Origin of the sequence: Methylobacterium guangdongense (assembly GCF_038442355.1) — a bacterium.
GTDB lineage: Bacteria > Pseudomonadota > Alphaproteobacteria > Rhizobiales > Beijerinckiaceae > Methylobacterium > Methylobacterium guangdongense.
Map to the genome: position 1 here is coordinate 538,466 of NZ_JBBXMX010000002.1, position 15,814 is coordinate 554,279.

Annotated in this window: 19 protein-coding genes; 4 read left to right on the forward strand and 15 right to left on the reverse strand. The window is 68.1% G+C overall.

Annotated elements, in window-relative coordinates; all coding sequences use genetic code 11:
* Positions 1 to 20: 20 nt before the first annotated feature.
* The 7 genes from AAHG09_RS06395 to AAHG09_RS06425 all read right to left on the reverse strand — a co-directional run bounded on the left by AAHG09_RS06395 (position 21) and on the right by AAHG09_RS06425 (position 6,706).
* The gene (locus AAHG09_RS06395) at positions 21 to 395 is read right to left on the reverse strand and encodes a DUF5615 family PIN-like protein (protein ID WP_342106083.1); all 375 of its coding nucleotides are present in this window, start codon (positions 393 to 395) and stop codon (positions 21 to 23) included.
* A complete protein-coding gene (locus AAHG09_RS06400; RefSeq protein ID WP_342106084.1) occupies positions 392 to 706 on the reverse strand; it encodes a DUF433 domain-containing protein in 315 nt (104 codons plus the stop codon). The genes AAHG09_RS06395 and AAHG09_RS06400 overlap by 4 nt, the downstream gene beginning before the upstream one ends.
* 20 nt (positions 707 to 726) lie before the next feature.
* Positions 727 to 2,544: a succinate dehydrogenase flavoprotein subunit gene (sdhA, locus tag AAHG09_RS06405; protein WP_342106085.1), complete on the reverse strand. Its 1,818-nt coding sequence runs from the start codon at positions 2,542 to 2,544 to the stop codon at positions 727 to 729.
* A 32-nt stretch (positions 2,545 to 2,576) separates the two neighbouring features.
* On the reverse strand, positions 2,577 to 2,996 hold the full coding sequence (sdhD, locus tag AAHG09_RS06410) for a succinate dehydrogenase, hydrophobic membrane anchor protein (RefSeq protein WP_342106086.1): 420 nt from the start codon (positions 2,994 to 2,996) through the stop codon (positions 2,577 to 2,579).
* 10 nt (positions 2,997 to 3,006) lie between these two features.
* Positions 3,007 to 3,408 (reverse strand): succinate dehydrogenase, cytochrome b556 subunit, encoded by a 402-nt coding sequence (sdhC, locus tag AAHG09_RS06415; protein WP_342106087.1) that lies wholly within the window; start codon positions 3,406 to 3,408, stop codon positions 3,007 to 3,009.
* A 129-nt stretch (positions 3,409 to 3,537) separates the two neighbouring features.
* Positions 3,538 to 4,839 (reverse strand): SLC13 family permease, encoded by a 1,302-nt coding sequence (locus AAHG09_RS06420; protein WP_342106088.1) that lies wholly within the window; start codon positions 4,837 to 4,839, stop codon positions 3,538 to 3,540.
* A gap of 373 nt (positions 4,840 to 5,212) precedes the next feature.
* The gene (locus tag AAHG09_RS06425; protein ID WP_342106089.1) at positions 5,213 to 6,706 is read right to left on the reverse strand and encodes an AMP nucleosidase; all 1,494 of its coding nucleotides are present in this window, start codon (positions 6,704 to 6,706) and stop codon (positions 5,213 to 5,215) included.
* A gap of 112 nt (positions 6,707 to 6,818) precedes the next feature.
* On the opposite strand from AAHG09_RS06425, the gene tsaA reads away from it, so the two are divergent.
* Genes tsaA through AAHG09_RS06445 form a run of 4 tightly spaced genes read left to right on the forward strand, consistent with a single transcriptional unit; the run spans position 6,819 to position 8,763 of the window.
* A complete protein-coding gene (tsaA, locus tag AAHG09_RS06430; RefSeq protein ID WP_342106090.1) occupies positions 6,819 to 7,316 on the forward strand; it encodes a tRNA (N6-threonylcarbamoyladenosine(37)-N6)-methyltransferase TrmO in 498 nt (165 codons plus the stop codon).
* A complete protein-coding gene (locus AAHG09_RS06435; RefSeq protein WP_342106091.1) occupies positions 7,313 to 8,005 on the forward strand; it encodes an SGNH/GDSL hydrolase family protein in 693 nt (230 codons plus the stop codon). The genes tsaA and AAHG09_RS06435 overlap by 4 nt, the downstream gene beginning before the upstream one ends.
* 48 nt (positions 8,006 to 8,053) lie before the next feature.
* Positions 8,054 to 8,335 (forward strand): hypothetical protein, encoded by a 282-nt coding sequence (locus tag AAHG09_RS06440; RefSeq protein WP_342106092.1) that lies wholly within the window; start codon positions 8,054 to 8,056, stop codon positions 8,333 to 8,335.
* Positions 8,332 to 8,763, forward strand: a complete 432-nt coding sequence (locus tag AAHG09_RS06445; RefSeq protein ID WP_342106231.1) for a type II toxin-antitoxin system VapC family toxin — start codon at positions 8,332 to 8,334, stop codon at positions 8,761 to 8,763. The genes AAHG09_RS06440 and AAHG09_RS06445 overlap by 4 nt, the downstream gene beginning before the upstream one ends.
* A 12-nt stretch (positions 8,764 to 8,775) precedes the next feature.
* Here the strand turns inward: AAHG09_RS06445 and guaA are convergent, their stop codons facing one another.
* The 8 genes from guaA to AAHG09_RS06485 all read right to left on the reverse strand — a co-directional run bounded on the left by guaA (position 8,776) and on the right by AAHG09_RS06485 (position 15,605).
* Positions 8,776 to 10,332 carry a glutamine-hydrolyzing GMP synthase gene (guaA, locus tag AAHG09_RS06450; RefSeq protein ID WP_342106093.1) on the reverse strand — a complete coding sequence of 519 codons (1,557 nt, stop codon included), beginning with the start codon at positions 10,330 to 10,332 and terminating at the stop codon, positions 8,776 to 8,778.
* Between the two features lie 94 nt (positions 10,333 to 10,426).
* Positions 10,427 to 10,846 carry a hypothetical protein gene (locus tag AAHG09_RS06455; protein ID WP_342106094.1) on the reverse strand — a complete coding sequence of 140 codons (420 nt, stop codon included), beginning with the start codon at positions 10,844 to 10,846 and terminating at the stop codon, positions 10,427 to 10,429.
* Positions 10,843 to 11,238 carry a hypothetical protein gene (locus AAHG09_RS06460; RefSeq protein ID WP_342106095.1) on the reverse strand — a complete coding sequence of 132 codons (396 nt, stop codon included), beginning with the start codon at positions 11,236 to 11,238 and terminating at the stop codon, positions 10,843 to 10,845. Before AAHG09_RS06460 ends, AAHG09_RS06455 begins: the two co-directional genes overlap by 4 nt.
* 368 nt (positions 11,239 to 11,606) lie before the next feature.
* Complete coding sequence (locus AAHG09_RS06465; RefSeq protein WP_342106096.1) at positions 11,607 to 12,968, reverse strand: NTP/NDP exchange transporter; 1,362 nt, start codon at positions 12,966 to 12,968, stop codon at positions 11,607 to 11,609.
* A 42-nt stretch (positions 12,969 to 13,010) separates the two neighbouring features.
* A complete protein-coding gene (locus AAHG09_RS06470) occupies positions 13,011 to 13,754 on the reverse strand; it encodes an NADPH-dependent F420 reductase (protein WP_342106097.1) in 744 nt (247 codons plus the stop codon).
* The gene (locus AAHG09_RS06475; protein WP_342106098.1) at positions 13,744 to 14,649 is read right to left on the reverse strand and encodes an aldo/keto reductase; all 906 of its coding nucleotides are present in this window, start codon (positions 14,647 to 14,649) and stop codon (positions 13,744 to 13,746) included. Before AAHG09_RS06475 ends, AAHG09_RS06470 begins: the two co-directional genes overlap by 11 nt.
* A gap of 111 nt (positions 14,650 to 14,760) precedes the next feature.
* The gene (locus tag AAHG09_RS06480; RefSeq protein ID WP_342106099.1) at positions 14,761 to 15,099 is read right to left on the reverse strand and encodes a hypothetical protein; all 339 of its coding nucleotides are present in this window, start codon (positions 15,097 to 15,099) and stop codon (positions 14,761 to 14,763) included.
* A 71-nt stretch (positions 15,100 to 15,170) separates the two neighbouring features.
* A complete protein-coding gene (locus tag AAHG09_RS06485) occupies positions 15,171 to 15,605 on the reverse strand; it encodes a CHRD domain-containing protein (RefSeq protein ID WP_342106100.1) in 435 nt (144 codons plus the stop codon).
* Between the last annotated feature and the right edge of the window lie 209 nt (positions 15,606 to 15,814).

Consider the following 15,814-nt stretch of genomic DNA (forward strand, 5'->3'; position numbering starts at 1 on the left):
TCGATGTCCGGCAGTATCGATCAGGAGATAGGGTTAGGATCTAAGATGCGAACGCGCACGCGTTCGTCTTCGATCATGACGATTGCGCCGGTTTCCAGGGTGCCGCCGTGCTCGGTCAGCACGCGCGTCACCAGGGCCAAATGGCGCTCAAGCTCGACGCGTCCGCACCGGAGTTGGATAACGCTCGGGGCGATCAGCGCTTTTCGTGTCAGGGCTGCGCCGAAATCGAGATCGCGCGTGAGTACGATCGCGCCGTTTGCGCGTGCCCAATCCATGATGGCTTCATCCGCCGCGTCCTGAAGCCCGATCGTGCTCCAGTGCGCGGCGGAGAAGCCCCGACGTTCCAGCCCATCGATCCAGCTGATCGACAGGTTCATGTCGATCACGAGTTTCATGCGGCAACCAGGGCGACGTCCCTGAAGCCTGCGAGCGAGGCGCCGAAGCGCAGGGCCTTAAGGATGTCTTCCCGTTCCAGGTAGGGATAATCAGACAGCAATTCTTCGATGGTCGTCCCACCGCCGAGTTCGCCTAGGATCATTCCAACGGTCACGCGCATGTCGCGGATGCACGGCTTGCCGCCCATCACCGCGGGGTCGACCGAGATCCGAGGAAATCCCTGGTAGGTGTGTGGCATGACAGACCCCCTTTCCACCTCGGTACGACCGGCGATCAGTCTGAATACAGCGTCAATGCTGACTTCAGACATGCATTTCGCCAATATTCAACTCAATACACCCGCGCCTTCGGCTCGATGTACTGGATCTCGTTCGACATCGTGTAGGTATGCACCGGGCGATAATCGATGTTCACCTGATGCCGGCCCTCGTCGAGCCAGGACAGGGTGTGCTTCATCCAGTCCTTGTCGTCGCGATCCGGGAAGTCTTCGCGGGCATGGGCGCCGCGGGACTCGGTGCGGTTGGCGGCCGATTCCATGGTGACGACCGCCTGACCGATCAGGTTGTCGAACTCCAGGGTCTCCAGCAGATCGGTGTTCCAGACGAGGGACCGGTCGGTGATCTTCACGTCGGCGGCGGCGTTCCAGACCTTGTGGATCAGGCCCTTGCCCTCCTCCAGCACCTCGCCGGTGCGGAACACGGCGCAGTTGTTCTGCATCGTCTTCTGCATCTCGGCGCGCAGCTCCGCAGTCGGCGTCGAGCCGTTGGCGTGGCGGAAGCGGTCGAGGCGCTCGAGGGCCTTGTCGGTGGCGCCCTTCGGCAATTCCATGGCGCGGCCGTTCGGCTCGACGATCTCGGCGCAGCGCTTACCGGCGGCGCGGCCGAACACCACGAGGTCGATCAGCGAGTTCGAGCCGAGGCGGTTGGCGCCATGCACCGAAACGCAGGCCGCCTCGCCGATCGCCATCAGACCCGGCACCACGGTGTCGGGATTGCCGTCGCGCAGCGTCAGAACCTCGCCGTGATAGTTCGTGGGAATGCCGCCCATGTTGTAGTGGACGGTCGGGATGACCGGGATCGGCTCCTTGGTGACATCGACGCCCGCGAAGATCTTCGCGCTCTCCGAAATGCCGGGCAGGCGCTCGTGCAGGATCTTCGGATCGAGGTGGTCGAGGTGCAGGTAGATGTGATCCTTGTTCTTGCCGACACCGCGGCCGTCGCGGATCTCCATGGTCATGGAGCGCGAGACCACGTCCCGCGAGGCGAGGTCCTTGGCGGACGGCGCATAGCGCTCCATGAAGCGCTCGCCCTCGGAGTTGGTCAGGTAGCCGCCCTCGCCGCGGGAGCCCTCGGTGATCAGGCAGCCCGCGCCGTAAATGCCGGTCGGGTGGAACTGCACGAACTCCATGTCCTGCAGCGGCAGGCCGGCGCGCAGCACCATGGCGTTGCCGTCGCCCGTGCAGGTATGGGCCGAGGTCGCCGAGAAGTAGGCGCGCCCGTAGCCGCCGGTCGCCAGGATGGTCGTCTGGGCGCGGAAGCGGTGGATCTCCCCGGTGGCCTGATCGAGGGCGATGACGCCGCGGCAGCGGCCCTCGTCGTCCATGATCAGGTCGAGGGCGAAGTACTCGATGAAGAAGTCGGTCTGGTTCTTCACCGCCTGCCCGTAGAGGGTGTGCAGCATGGCGTGGCCGGTGCGGTCGGCCGCCGCGCAGGTGCGCTGGGCGGTGCCCTTGCCGTAGTCGGTGGTCATGCCGCCGAACGGACGCTGGTAGATCTTGCCTTCCTCGGTCCGCGAGAAGGGCACGCCCCAATGCTCCAGCTCGTAGACGGCGGCCGGCGCGTTGCGCACGAGGTACTCGATCGCGTCCTGGTCGCCGAGCCAGTCCGACCCCTTGACGGTGTCGTACATGTGCCAGCGCCAGTCATCCGGGCCCATGTTGCCGAGCGAGGCCGAGATGCCGCCCTGCGCCGCCACGGTGTGCGAGCGGGTCGGGAACACCTTGGTGATACAGGCGGTGCGCAGCCCGGCCTCCGAGCAGCCGACGGTGGCCCGCAGGCCCGCGCCGCCCGCGCCGACGATCACCACGTCGAAGGCGTGATCGTGGATGGTGTAGGCAGGCCCGCTGCCGTTGGTGCCGTTGGCGGCCATGTTCGGCTCCTCGAATGTCGTGTGGGCGGGGTTCAGGCCGGCTGTCCGAAGCCGATGCGCAGAACCGCGTACAGGCAGGCGACGGCCACGAGGACCGCGTAGACGTTGTTGGCGAAGACCGCGGCGATCTTGGTCGCCTGCGCGTGAACGTAATCCTCGATCACCACCTGCATCCCGAGACGCATGTGGAGCGTCACCGACAGGAGCGCCAGGATGAGGAGGATCGAGACGAGGGGATTCGCGACGATATGCGCCGCCTCCGCGTAGCTACGGCCGGCCATGTTGGCGATGATGACCACGAAGGCCAGCATCAGCACCACGTTGGTGACGGCGGTGATTCTCTGGAGCCACCAATGGCCGACGCCGTGATGGGCGACGCCGAGGCCGCGTACGCGGGCCCGCGGGGTGCGGATCGAGACGCGGGTGTCCTGGCGGATCTGTTCCTGTGCCATCGCGGCCTCCTCAGCGGACCAGAAGGGCGACCGCCCAGATGACGACCGTGAGCGCCACGGACCCGATCAGGGTGAGGCGCGACATGGCGAGGCGTTTCTCGCGATCGAAGCCGATCCCGAAATCCCACGCGAAGTGGCGCAGGCCGCCGAGCATGTGGTGCATCAGGATCCACGTGTAGACGAACAGGATCAGGCGCCCGATCACGGAGCCGAAGAATCCCGCCACGTAAGAATAGGCGACGGGTCCGGAGGCCAGGGCGAGCAGCCAGATCGCGACGAGCGCAGTCCCGCCGTAGAGCGCCGTGCCGGTAATGCGGTGAAACACCGACATCGCCATGGTCCAGGTCCAGCGATAGATCTGGAGATGTGGCGAAAGCGGCTGTGCCACTGTCGGGCGCGCGGTGGGTGCCATCGGAGTGAAGCCTCGCAGCTGCGAACTGGACCGTCTCTAAGGTGGTAGCGCTAGAGCCTGCGCGGGCAAGCCGCAATCCGTCATGGTGCGACGCAATGTGTCCGGGCAGGCTACACAAGTCGAAATCTGTCACTTCAGGGCGCCGAGCATCCTCCACCACGCGTAATCGAGGGGCGCAGCCACAACGAGACCGATGAGGCCGAAGCTCAGGGTCAGGCGCGTCGCGTCCCGCAGGCGCACGTTGCCGAGTTCGCTGGCGACCACGATCGGTGGGGCCTGGTACGGGAAGAACAGGGTCGAGTAACCGATGACCTGAATCGAGACGACCGCCATCGGTGACAGGCCGCTGGCGCGCGTCATCTCGCCCGCCAGCGCGGTGTACAAAGCCGGCGCGCCATTGGCCGTGACGAGCAGCGTCAGAAGCGTGCCGATGCCGGTGAGCACCGCGAAGTCCTGCGCCGGTGCGTCGTGGGCCAGCGGCGCCAGGGCCAGCAGGAGACGGCCCAGGCGTTCGCCGAGGCCGGTCTCGTTCACGAGGGCCACGAGGCCGAGCAGGGCCGCGATGTAGAAGCATGTTCGCAGGTTCACCTGCTGGAAGGCCTCGGCCGGCAGGACCCCGATGCGCGGCAGCAGGCAGGTCACGGCCGCCGCCAGACCGACCCAGGCCGGGGCGAGCCCGTGGAGGCTGTCGGTCATCCAGAGCGCGAGGGTGCAGGCGAGGATGATCGCGAGCCGCCGTTCAGCCGCCGAGACCGGCGGGAGTGGCGCCAGGGCGGGTCTGCCCCCGGCCAGCCGATCCGGGAAGAGCCGCACGACCAGGGCCGTCAGGATCACGCCCTTCACCAAGGCCAGGACCGGCGCGTGCAGGAGGAAATAAGACAGGTAGGAGAAGTGCAGGCCAAGGAGGCGCTCGGCGGAGCCGGCCATCACCAGATTCGGCACATTGGCGGGCAGGATCGCGGCGGACAGGACCGGGGTCGCGACGCCCACCGCCAGGACGGCCCCGGTCCGCCCGGGACGGCCGGGGCCGAGCCCGAACGCATCGCAGAGCGCCAGCGTCACCGGGATCATCAGGGCGATCCGTCCGAGGTTGGACGGCATCACGAAGGCGAGCAGGAAGCTTAGGGTGACAAGCCCGGCGATGAGCTGCGTGTAGGAGCCCGACAGGCGCAGCGCCAGGGCCCGGGCCGTGCGCGCACCGAGTCCCGTGCGGGTCATCCCCTGCCCCACCACCATCCCCGACAGGACCAGCCAGAAGGCCGAAGCCGAGAAGCCGGAGAACACCGTCGCGGAACTGCCGAGCCTGAGAAGCATCGCCAGACCGAAGAAGGCGAGCGCCGTCACAACCTCGGGGAGCAGGGCGGTGGCCCAGAGGCCCATGCACAGGACGAGCAGGGCCGCGGTCGTCGGAACCGTCGCAACGCCGCTCACCAGATTCTCCCGCTAACCCATCTGACCCGCCCGCCATCCTGGCGCGTCTGGAACGGTTCGCAATTCGGGACTGCTGGACGGAGCCTTCGCGACTGACGAAGGCTCATGCGGGCCGGAGGGACGAGGGCTGTGGCGTGCATTCAAGCGCCGAGCGGCGCGGATACCGCAGTCACGGACGTCCGCGCCCTTCCGCCCAACGCCTGGGCCAAAAGCCGAGCGGAACGGGCCATCGGAGCACCCAACGTTACATGCCTCGCTGATCGACCCACACCGATGGGCGCGAGCGTATCCAAGCTTGGGAATCGGCGAAGGCGTATTCCTCCACCGCTGAGATCGGCCCGGTACAAGGCGTCCGGGACGGGCGCTCCAAGCGCTATCGGAATGGCGGCTCGTCGAAGCTCCGCAGCTTGCGCGAGTGCAGCCCATGCCGGTCGGCGCGCAGGGCGTCGAGGGCCGCCAGACCGACTTGCAGGTGCTCCGAAACGGCGCGATCGTAGAACGCGTTGGCTGCGCCCGGCAGCTTGATCTCGCCGTGAAGCGGCTTGTCGGACACGCAGAGCAGCGCGCCATAGGGGACGCGCAGGCGGAAGCCCTGCGCCGCGACGGTGCCGCTCTCCATGTCGACCGCAACGGCCCGGGACTGGTTGATCCGCCGCCGCTCCTGGCTGAACCGCAATTCCCAATTGCGATCGTCGTAGGTGACGACCGTGCCGGTGCGCAGGCGGCGCTTCAGGGCCTCGGCCTGCTCGCCCGTCACGGCGGCGGCCGCGCTCTGCAGGGCGACCTGCACCTCTGCGAGCGCCGGGACCGGCACGTCCGGTGGCACCAGCTCGTCGAGAATCCGGTCGCGGCGCAAGTAGGCGTGCGCCAGCACGTAATCGCCGATCGTCTGCGACTGCCGCAAGCCCCCGCAATGGCCGACCATCAGCCAGCAATCCGGCCGCAGCACCGCGAGGTGATCGGTGATCGTCTTCGCGTTCGAGGGGCCGACGCCGATATTCACCAGGGTCGTGCCCTGATGGGTGCCGTCGGCGCCCTGGGCGACGAGGTGGTAGGCCGGCATCTGGTGCCGGTGCCAGGGCGAGGCGGCGATCACCGCCGCCGGGTCGGCCTGCGCGGCCTCGGCGCGGGACACGGACACGCCCCCCGGCAGGACCAGGCGCTCGAATCCCTCCGCGCCCGAGGCCAGCCGCTCCAGCCCGTGGCGGACGAACTGATCGACGTAGCGGTGATAGTTGGTCAGCAGGATCCAGGGCTGAACCTCGCGCCAGTCGCAGCCGGTGTAGTGAACGAGGCGCCGCAGCGAGTAATCGACCCGCACGGCATCGAACAGCGCGAGCGGCAGCGGTTCGCCCGGGACTTGGTCGAAGGTGCCGTCCGCGATCTCGTCTCCGACGAGCGACAGGAGCGGCACCGGGAAGTAGGTGGCGAGGTCCGCGCCATCGACGGCGCGCCCGCCTGCATCGAGCCCCGCCTCCAGCACGTAGGGATAGGGGATCTCCTGCGCGCTCAGGCCCACCTCGAGGGTGATCCCGTAATCGGCGATCAGCGGCTCCAGCTGTCGGGTCAGGTAGTGGCGGAAGAAGGCGGGGTGCGTGACCGTGGTGGCGTAGGTGCCGGCGGCCTGAAGCTTCGCGGTGGCGCGCCGCACGCGCGGCAGCGGACCGTCCGGGCGGTAGCTGATCCGCAATTCGGGGTAGCGGAAGGCGAGCCGCTCGGTGGCGTCCGGCGGCGGCCCGCCCGCGAGGTAGCGCTCCAGCGCCTCCCTAAGGGCACCGACCGCACCGTCGTAGAGTTCGGCCAAGCGGTCGATCGCGGTCCCGGCATCCGGCACCGCCTGCATCGGCCGCAATTCCCGCTCGATCATGTCGCCTCCCGTACCGGCGCCGGCTCTACACCCCCGGACGCGGGCGCGCGAGATGCGGGCTTGCGGGCGGCGGGGGGTTGGCCGAGAAGCCCCGGAGACAGAGCGAGGTCGCATGAGCACGGACGCGTTCGGGATCCGTCCCGGCGAGGAGATGGCGAACCTGCCCGCGACCTTCGATGCGGGCCTCTACTTCCTCGGCCGGCTCCGTACCCCCTGGCGGACGCGTTCCGAATGCCCGAAGAACGGGCTGCAGGCCGACGCGATCTGCACCGTGGAGGTCGATGCCGCCTACGCGGCGGGCCTGCGTTCCATCACGGGCTGCACGCACCTGATCCTGCTCTACTGGATGGAGCAGGCGACCCGCGGCCTCGTGGTCCAGCAGCCGCGCCATGCGGACGGGCCGCGTGGCACCTTCTCGCTGCGCTCGCCGGCGCGGCCGAATCCGATCGCACTCTCGGTGGTGGCGTTGCTCGGCCGGGAGGGCGACGTGCTGCGGGTGCGCGGCCTCGACTGCATCGACGGCACGCCGCTCCTCGACATCAAGCCCTACTACGCCTCGACGGATTCCCGGCCGGATGCACAGGTCGACCGTGCCGGCGCCGAGCCGTGAAGCGCGTCGCGCTCCTGATCGTCGCCGGAATCGGGTTGCTCGCCGTTGGCGGCGTCGTGGGCTGGCGGCTGCACAGGCCGGCCGCCGATGCGCGCGCCTACGCGGTCATGCGCCTGATCGCCATTCAGGTGAGCCTGGACGAGGCGCCCGCCCAATATGTTTTCTACGGCGGCGACTCGCAGGTCGAGCTGCATCCCGGGGGCCAGGAGGCGTGCGGATTGCCGCTGGTCAATGGCGGCGTGAGCGGCTCGACGGCGGCGGCCTATGCGGATCACCTCGCGCAGCTGAGCTTCACGGCGCATCCCCGGATCGCTGCGCTGACGATCGGGACCAATGACATCCTGATGAAGAACGCGCCGCGCTCCGCCGGGCCGGCCGCGCGGTTCGAGGCGGCCGCGGAGCTCATCGTGCGCCGCCTGCAGGGGCTCGCGCCGCGGGTGGTGGTCACCGCCCTCCCCCCGGTCGGGCGTGAACTCGGGACGCTGGTCGACGCCGCGGCGGTCGCCGATTACTCGCAGCGGCTGCGCGGCCTGTGTGGGCGCCTCGGCTGCACCTTCACCGATCCGTTTGCACCCTTGCGCGACGGCGAGACCGGCTACGCCAAGCCCGGCGCCATGCGGGACGGCCTTCATCTCGCGGCTTATCGGCCCGTGCTGAAGGCGCTTGAACCCACTCTGTGCGGGCCGTAACGCTATGCTGACCGGTGAACTCAATCCGCGTGGGAGGTTGCCTCCAGCATGGCTCAGCAACGCCTCGTCCAGAGCTCACGCGCACGAGGCCTGGTGCGCTTTACAGTGGTAGGCCGCGATACGGACCGCAATCTTCTCCAGTCGCTCGCGACGCTTCTCGCCCAGGATACGCCGCAGGCTTCGGAGCTGCGTGCGACAGTCAGCCGTTCCGTCGCTGGCGAGCCAAGCCCGAAGGGCGGGATCCTGGCTGCATTGCGGCGATCCCCCCTGATCGAAGCCGACCTGGACCTGACCCGCGCGCGGGACGAACGGCCTGTGCCAGACCTCTGATGCGCTATCTGCTTGATACGAACATCATCAGCCACGTCATCAAGCCGAAGCCCTCCGCATCTCTTTTGACATGGATGGCCGAGCAATCCGACACGGACCTCTATATCGCCTCACTGACAGTCGCTGAAATCCGGCGCGGCATTCTGGAGAAGCCCAACGGGCAGCGCCGGCGCGTGCTCGAGACGTGGTTCGCTGGCCCGGAAGTACCGCAGGCGCTTTTCGCGGGCCGGGTGCTGCCCTTCGATGAAGCTGCTGGGCTCATCTGGGCGCGTCTGATGGCCGAGGGTAAGGCGCGTGGTCGCCCGCGAAACGCGCTGGATACGATCATCGCTGCGGACGCCGAAGCGAACGGCTGCGTGGTCGTCACCGACAACGAGCGCGATTTCGATGACGTCCGGATCCTTAATCCACTCCGTCAACCGACTTGATTCGCGGCGACCTCACTCCCACTCGATCGTGCCGGGGGGCTTCGAGGTGATGTCGTAGGTCACCCGGTTGATGCCCTTCACCTCGTTGATGATCCGGGTCGCGACCCGACCCAGGAAGGCCATGTCGAACGGATAGAAATCGGCCGTCATGCCGTCCACCGAGGTCACGGCGCGCAGCGCGCAGACGTGGTCGTAGGTCCGGCCGTCGCCCATCACGCCGACCGTCTTCACCGGCAGGATCACCGCGAAGGCCTGCCAGATCGTGTCGTACAGGCCGGCTTGCCGGATCTCGTCGAGGTAGATCGCGTCGGCCTTGCGCAAGGCCTCCAGCTTCTCTGGCGTGATCGTGCCGGGGCAGCGGATCGCCAGACCCGGACCCGGGAACGGGTGACGACCGACGAAGGCTTCCGGCAGACCGAGTTCCTTGCCGAGCACTCGGACCTCGTCCTTGAACAGCTCGCGCAGCGGCTCCACGAGCTTCATGTCCATGCGCTCGGGCAGGCCGCCGACATTGTGGTGGCTCTTGATCGTCACCGACGGGCCGCCCGTGAACGACACGCTCTCGATCACGTCGGGATAGAGCGTGCCCTGTGCCAGGAACTTCGCGCCGCCGATCTTCTTCGATTCGGCCTCGAACACGTCGATGAACAGGCGGCCGATCGTTTTGCGCTTCACTTCCGGATCGGACACACCCTCCAGCGCGGCCAGGAACATCCCTGAGACTTCCACGTGGACCAGCGGGATGTTGTAGTGATCGCGGAACAGCGCCACGACCTGCTCGGCCTCGCCCATCCGCAGCAGGCCGTGATCGACGAACACGCAGGTGAGCTGGTCGCCGATCGCCTCGTGGATCAGCACGGCCGCCACGGCGGAGTCGACGCCGCCCGACAGGCCGCAGATCACCTTCTCGGCGCCGACCTGCTCGCGAATCTTGGCGATCGCCTCCTCGCGGTAGGCGCCCATCGTCCAGTCGCCGGAGCAGCCCGCGATGTCGCGCACGAAGTTGCGGATCAGGAGGGCGCCGTGGGGGGTATGCGCCACCTCCGGGTGGAACTGCACCGCGTAGTAGTTGCGCGCCGCGTCGGCCACCGCCGCGAAGGGGGCGTTCTTGGAGATCGCCACGGTGGTGAAGCCGTCCGGCAGCTTGGTGACCCGGTCGCCGTGACTCATCCAGACCGGATACGTCTCACCCTTGTTCCAGACGCCCGTGAACAGGGGGCAGTCAGCCAGGATCTCGACCTCGGCCCGGCCGAACTCCGCATGGTGCCCGCCCTCGACCGCGCCGCCGAGCTGGGCCGCCATGGTCTGCTGCCCGTAGCAGATGCCGAAGACCGGGACGCCGGATTCGAAAACCAGCTGCGGCGCCCGGGGCGAGGCCTCGACCGTCACCGATTCGGGGCCGCCGGAGAGGATCACACCCTTCGGCTTCTGCTCGCGGAACGCCGCATCGGCCTTCGTGAAGGGCACGATCTCGCAATAGACGCCCTCCTCCCGCACCCGGCGTGCGATGAGCTGCGTCACCTGAGAGCCGAAATCGACGATCAGGATCTTGTCGTGGTCGGTGTTCATCGCGGGCGATTATCCGAAGCCCGGGGCGCGCGCAACGCGCATCCCCGCCGAGGGCTGGGGATCGCCGCGCAAGGCGCGCGCCAGAAGCGCTCGCTCAGTCGAAGTTGCGGACCTTGGCCGAGCCGCCCAGGCTGATGGCGGGCTTCGCGGGCGCGCCGGCGAGGCTGACCTTCTTCTGGCCCGGCAAGGTCTTGGCGCGCAGCTCGGGCGCGGCGGCCGGGGCCGGCTTCGAAGGCTTCAGGTGCGCCTGCCCGTGGATCACCGAGCCGATCTCGCCTGCGATCTTGATCAGGTCGTCGCGCTCGCAGGAGCGGGCGACCTTGAGGCCGAGCTTGTGCATGTGGCTCTTGCCGTAGAGGTAGGTGGCGAGCTGGGCGCGCTTCAGCGGCGGGATCTGCTCCAGGATCAACGGCAGGTCGAAATCGTCGGCGCGGTACACGGAGCCCAGGACTTCGAGGCTCACCGGGCAATCGACTTCGGGCTCGGCGCCACTGGTCGGATGCGCTTGCGTCATGGATGCCTCTCAGGGGTCGGTGGATCGGGGACGTCGGATGCAACGGCGCCGGGGTCGGTTTCAACCCCTATTGGGACCGTGAGGTTCGCCACCGCATCCGGCTCGCGCATGGGTGGCGGGGCCGGGGCCGGCTCGGCGGTCGGCTTCCAGGCGCCGAGGCAGCCGGTGCAAACGGATTCGATCACCGCCCGCGCATGGGCCTGACGCCGCGCCCACAACGCCTCCCGGGCGGCGCGCGCCGCCTCCGCGTCCGAGATGGGCCGGATGCGCAGGAACAGCGGCTCCTGCGCGGCGGCGGCCGAAGGCGCCAGCGCGAGCAGCGCAAGCACGGTCAGGATGCGACAGGGGAGACTGCGCGATCGCCTCCGTGCCGGCAGCGCAAGACCGGTCATGCCCCCCTCCCGACCGAACCGAACCCGATCCCTCACGGGTTAAGGTAAATCGAAGCTTAACGCGACGCAGCGAGCGGCGGGGTGGAGGCGAGCGCTGTGCAGCCGGAACGTCGGCCGGTGGCGCCGGTAGGACCTGGGGCGGACCGAACGAAGGACTGCCCCATGCCCCCGATGTTCGACTGGATCTTCTTCGCCATCATGCTCCCCGTCCCGGCCTTCCTGGTCTGGCACTGGATGAAGCACTGGTAGGCTATGGATGCGCGCCGCTAGAGCGCTCTCCGCCGAAGTGGACACCGGTTCGGCGCAAGACAGCGCGTTGAAACAAAGGCTTAAAGCCGCGCACGATTGCAACGCGGTCGGGCACGGCTCTAAGCTGACGGAGCCGCCCGACTGAGAGATGCCGACGGCCCGGCCGCATTGAGCTCTTCCGTTGCGGCTTCGGTTTGACGCCGGTCCTGCGCGCGCCCCAGCCAGAGGCTGTTCAGGAGCCACGCGGCGGAGAGCGGGATTGCGGCCCCGGCAATCCCGGTGCTGCCGAAGCCGAGACCCTGGATGCCCGTGAACGACCACGCGCCGACCTGATCGCCCAGGCGATACACCACCGTGTCGATGAAGCTCTTGGCCTTGTAGCGGTCCTCCCGCGGGACGACCGTGAACAGCACCTCGCGGATCGGCCGGGCGATGGCGAAGTTGCCGGCCCGGCGCAGAACCTGGAAGGCGACGATCACGCCGATCGTCGGCCAGACCGCCAGCGCCGCGAAGCCGAGGATGCTGAAGGCCGGCAGGATGGCGAGCGTGAGCCCCACGCCGAGCCGATTCACGATCCGGCCCGTGAGGAACAGCTGCACGCCGAGCGTCAGCACGTTCACCGCGAGGTCGACGCTGGCGAAGAAGGCCGTCTGGGCGCCCCGATCCGGAAAGCTGCGCTTCGCGATGCCGGCCTGCTCGAAATACAGGAAGGTCGAGGTCACCGAGAACAGCAGCAGGAACAGGGAAATGTTGAGCAGGTAGGGCGACGCGAAGGTCCGGGTCACGCCCGCCAGAACGCTCCCGCCGATCGTTCCATCCTGCCCGTCCCTGGCGCCGCTGCCCGGCACCTCATGAAGGCGGCTCGACAGGGCCGCGAGGCCGCGCATGCAGAACACCGCGACTTCGAGGAGCACGACGGCGCAGAGCATCAGGCCCCAGGTCGGGACGTTCTTGGCCAGGATCGCCGTGGTGGCCGAGCCCGCGATGGCGCCGACCGTCGCACCGGCGGCGATGAAGCCGAACAGGCGCCGGCCCTGCTCGTTGGAGAACACGTCGACGATGGTCGCCCAGAAGATCGAGACCACGAACAGGTTGAAGATCGACAGCCAGACGAAGAAGACGCGCCCGATCCAGATCGTCCAGTCCGGCGGGGCGGCGTAGAGGACCAGCGCGAAGACGAGGATGTTGGCCGCGAAGAACCGGTAGGTGATCGGCACGAACCGCGCCCGGGGCATCCGCTTCACCAGATAGGCGAAGGGCAGGTTCAGGCAGAGCATGCCCACCAGGGTCGCGGTGAACAGCCAGGGCAGGTTCTCGATGCCGCCGGCCACGCCCATCTGGTCGCGGATCGGGCGCAGCACGTAATAGGCGGCCAGGATCGAGAAGATGTAGGCCCAGGCCCAGGCGAGCGCCCGGCCCTCGCCGGGCTGGATGTCGATCAGGCGCGCGAGGGGGCCGCGGCCCGGTACGGGATCAGGCATGGACGCGGCCCGCGCGGAACATCGCTCCGTTCGGCAGCCGCTTCACTTGCCGAGTCCGAGCTTTTCCCGCAGTTCCGGTGCGGTCACATCGTGACCGAAGCCCGGCGAGCCCATGGCGAACTTGTCGGCATCCTTGAGCGGGCCGACCACGACCGGATCGAAGCCGGCATCGCGGACCAGACCCTCCGCGACCTTCAAAGCCTCCGGATCGTCACCGGCGATCGGAATCGCCATGCGGCCCCCGGTGCGGTCCTTGCCGCCATCGGCGCCTTCCTTCGCGAAGACCTTGTAGTTGGCGGCGTTGAACGCCCGCACCAGCTTCGCGCCCGGGAAATACTTGGCCGAGGTCGCACCGATGCCGCTGGCCTGGACCTCGTCGTAGAGCGCGCCGTCGCGCTTCTGCGTGGCGTTGCCGGCATCGAGCACGATCTTGCCCTTGAGCGACGAACCGATCTCCTTCGAGAGCTCCGGATAGGCCTTGTAGGGCACCGCGATGAACACGGCGTCACCGAACTTGATCGCCTCCTCCGGCGTGCCGGCCTTCGCCTTCGGCCCGAGTTCCGACACCATGGCGGCCAGGGTCTCCGGGTGACGCGAGGCGAACATCACCTCGTGGCCGTCCTTGACCCACAGGGTCCCGATGGTGCCGCCGATATTGCCGGCCCCGATCACGCCGATCCGGATCTTCTTTGCACCGTCCTGCGCGAGGGCCGGAACCGCAGCCGCCAGGGTGAGGCCGGCTGCAAGGGCGAACGCCGCACGGCGCGTGAAACGATCAGACCGCATCGATGAAGGTCTCCATCTGCTTGCGCTGGGCCGCATCCGGGAGCGTTCCGCGGGCGGCGGCGAGGTTGTCCTCGACATAGGCAGACTTCGCCATGCCGGGGATCGGGCAGGTCACGGCCGGGTTGCCCAGCACGTACTTCAGGAAGAACTGCGGCCAGCTCGTGCAGCCGAAATCCTTTGCGACGGCCGGTAGCTCCTTGCCCTGCACCGCCTTGAACAGGCGGTCGCGGCCGAAGGGCACGTTGGTCATCACCGCCACGCCCCGGTCGGCGGCCAGCGGGATCACCCGCTCGGCGGCGGCGCGGTTGTCGATGGCGTAGTTCACCTGGATGAAGTCGAGGGTCTCGCGCTTCATCACGGCTTCGAGGGCGTCGAGCTGGTTGTCGCGCCAGACCGTGACGCCGACGTAGCGGATCCGTTTGGCCGCCTTCAGGTCGCGCAGCACTGCGAGATTCTCGGCCACGTCAATCAGATTGTGGACCGCCACGAGGTCGAGGCTATCGACCTTCATCCGCTTCAGCGACCGCTCGAACTCCGCGCGGGTCTGGTCGCGGCCGGTCGTATCGACCTTGCTGGCGAGGAAGACCTTCTGGCGCAGGCCGGTCTCCGACAGGATGACCCCGAGCACGTCCTCGGCGGTGCCGTAGCTCGGCGCGGTGTCGATCACCGATCCGCCCTGGGACACGAAGGTCTGCACCGCCTCCTTGAGCGGCGCGATCTTGTCGGCGGTCGGCTCAACCTCGTACCGGCGGGACGTACCGATCCCGATTGCCGGCAGCATCTCGCCGCTGGACGGGATCGGCCGTCGGATCAACGGCTCGGCGGCAGCAGCGAACCGGGCGGCGAGCGGCGCCAGGGCCGCAGCGGCGACGACGGCGCGGCGGGAAACGGGCATGACCGATCTCCGGCAAAGGCAGGACATCGGGGTAGATAGGGCGCCACCGGCGCATGTGTATTCGTTATTCTCACGCCTGCGTGAGGGTAGCTCCCTGGCGCGCCGATAGGGCTAATCCTCTTCCGGCGGATCCTCGAACTCGGCACCCTCCGTATCGGGGGCGATCCGGAACCGGTATTCGTCGATGGCCAGGAAGGCCCGGTGGGCGACCTGCGGATCGATGCCGTCACGCACCACGAGGGTCTGGAAATCGATGAACAGGCGGGCGATGCGCGCCTCGTCGGACAAGGCGGCCAGCGCAGACGAACTAGCGCCCGCGCGCATCATGTAGCGTTTGGCCAATCCGGCCTCATCGGGGGCAGGCAGGACCACGACCTGCCCTGCCGTCTCGGGTCTGAGCTCGGACCAACGCGTCGGTGTCCAGGCAATGATGGCTTCGGTCTGCTTCATCGAGAGCTCCGGCGGGGACGTTTCCGCCTACCGGTCCTGCGGATGCGCGTCGAGGTGGCCGTCGTGAACGCTCACCGCGCGCGGGTGACCTGGCCGCGGATCTCGCCCTTCGGGTTCGCAGCCGTATGGATGTTGAAGTAGATGCGGCCGGCCTCCAGATCCGCGGCCTTGGCCTCGTCCAGGGTCGCCTCACCCGTGAAGGGGCTCGTCGCAGCGGTCACCGGCACCAGGACGCCGGCATTTTCACCGGGCTTGGCCGGACCGTGGAAATGGGCGGCGGTCACGGGCCCGGTAAGGTCGCTGTAGCTCCCCTGCCAGCTGAGCCGCTTGGTCGCCGGATCGAACGTGGCGGTGACTTCGCCATACCCCTTCGATTGCGTGGCCGGCACCTCGCTCGCCCCGTCGAGGGTTGCCCGGTAGGTCGCGCCCTCGCCGGCCGCGTGGGCTGCCGGCGGCAGCGCCAAGGTGAACAGAACAGCGAGATATCGACAGGCGTGACGTGTCATCGAACGCTCCCGGTTTGCGAGGGTCTGAACGAGCCCGATCCTCACCATAGGGCACCCGGTTTGCGGGCACAGCATCCGACAGCCCTGTACAGGCGACGGTGGTTTCGTTTGGTCTCACGACCGCCCTGCCGGGCATGGGCCTGCCTGCGCGATTTGCCTGCGCGAGACCGTTGACACGACGCGCCGGCCCTCCCTATACCGCCCCGTGC

What these genes read in the sequence shown, in the direction of transcription:
- AAHG09_RS06485 (WP_342106100.1), bottom strand. Translation starts at nt 15,605, where the DNA reads ATGACACGTCACGCCTGTCGATATCTCGCTGTTCTGTTCACCTTGGCG.
- sdhC (WP_342106087.1), bottom strand. Translation starts at nt 3,408, where the DNA reads ATGGCACCCACCGCGCGCCCGACAGTGGCACAGCCGCTTTCGCCACAT.
- sdhA (WP_342106085.1), bottom strand. Translation starts at nt 2,544, where the DNA reads ATGGCCGCCAACGGCACCAACGGCAGCGGGCCTGCCTACACCATCCAC.
- AAHG09_RS06480 (WP_342106099.1), bottom strand. Translation starts at nt 15,099, where the DNA reads ATGAAGCAGACCGAAGCCATCATTGCCTGGACACCGACGCGTTGGTCC.
- tsaA (WP_342106090.1), top strand. Translation starts at nt 6,819, where the DNA reads ATGAGCACGGACGCGTTCGGGATCCGTCCCGGCGAGGAGATGGCGAAC.
- AAHG09_RS06395 (WP_342106083.1), bottom strand. Translation starts at nt 395, where the DNA reads ATGAAACTCGTGATCGACATGAACCTGTCGATCAGCTGGATCGATGGG.
- AAHG09_RS06455 (WP_342106094.1), bottom strand. Translation starts at nt 10,846, where the DNA reads ATGACGCAAGCGCATCCGACCAGTGGCGCCGAGCCCGAAGTCGATTGC.
- AAHG09_RS06465 (WP_342106096.1), bottom strand. Translation starts at nt 12,968, where the DNA reads ATGCCTGATCCCGTACCGGGCCGCGGCCCCCTCGCGCGCCTGATCGAC.
- AAHG09_RS06440 (WP_342106092.1), top strand. Translation starts at nt 8,054, where the DNA reads ATGGCTCAGCAACGCCTCGTCCAGAGCTCACGCGCACGAGGCCTGGTG.
- guaA (WP_342106093.1), bottom strand. Translation starts at nt 10,332, where the DNA reads ATGAACACCGACCACGACAAGATCCTGATCGTCGATTTCGGCTCTCAG.
- AAHG09_RS06475 (WP_342106098.1), bottom strand. Translation starts at nt 14,649, where the DNA reads ATGCCCGTTTCCCGCCGCGCCGTCGTCGCCGCTGCGGCCCTGGCGCCG.
- sdhD (WP_342106086.1), bottom strand. Translation starts at nt 2,996, where the DNA reads ATGGCACAGGAACAGATCCGCCAGGACACCCGCGTCTCGATCCGCACC.
- AAHG09_RS06400 (WP_342106084.1), bottom strand. Translation starts at nt 706, where the DNA reads ATGTCTGAAGTCAGCATTGACGCTGTATTCAGACTGATCGCCGGTCGT.
- AAHG09_RS06460 (WP_342106095.1), bottom strand. Translation starts at nt 11,238, where the DNA reads ATGACCGGTCTTGCGCTGCCGGCACGGAGGCGATCGCGCAGTCTCCCC.
- AAHG09_RS06425 (WP_342106089.1), bottom strand. Translation starts at nt 6,706, where the DNA reads ATGATCGAGCGGGAATTGCGGCCGATGCAGGCGGTGCCGGATGCCGGG.
- AAHG09_RS06470 (WP_342106097.1), bottom strand. Translation starts at nt 13,754, where the DNA reads ATGCGGTCTGATCGTTTCACGCGCCGTGCGGCGTTCGCCCTTGCAGCC.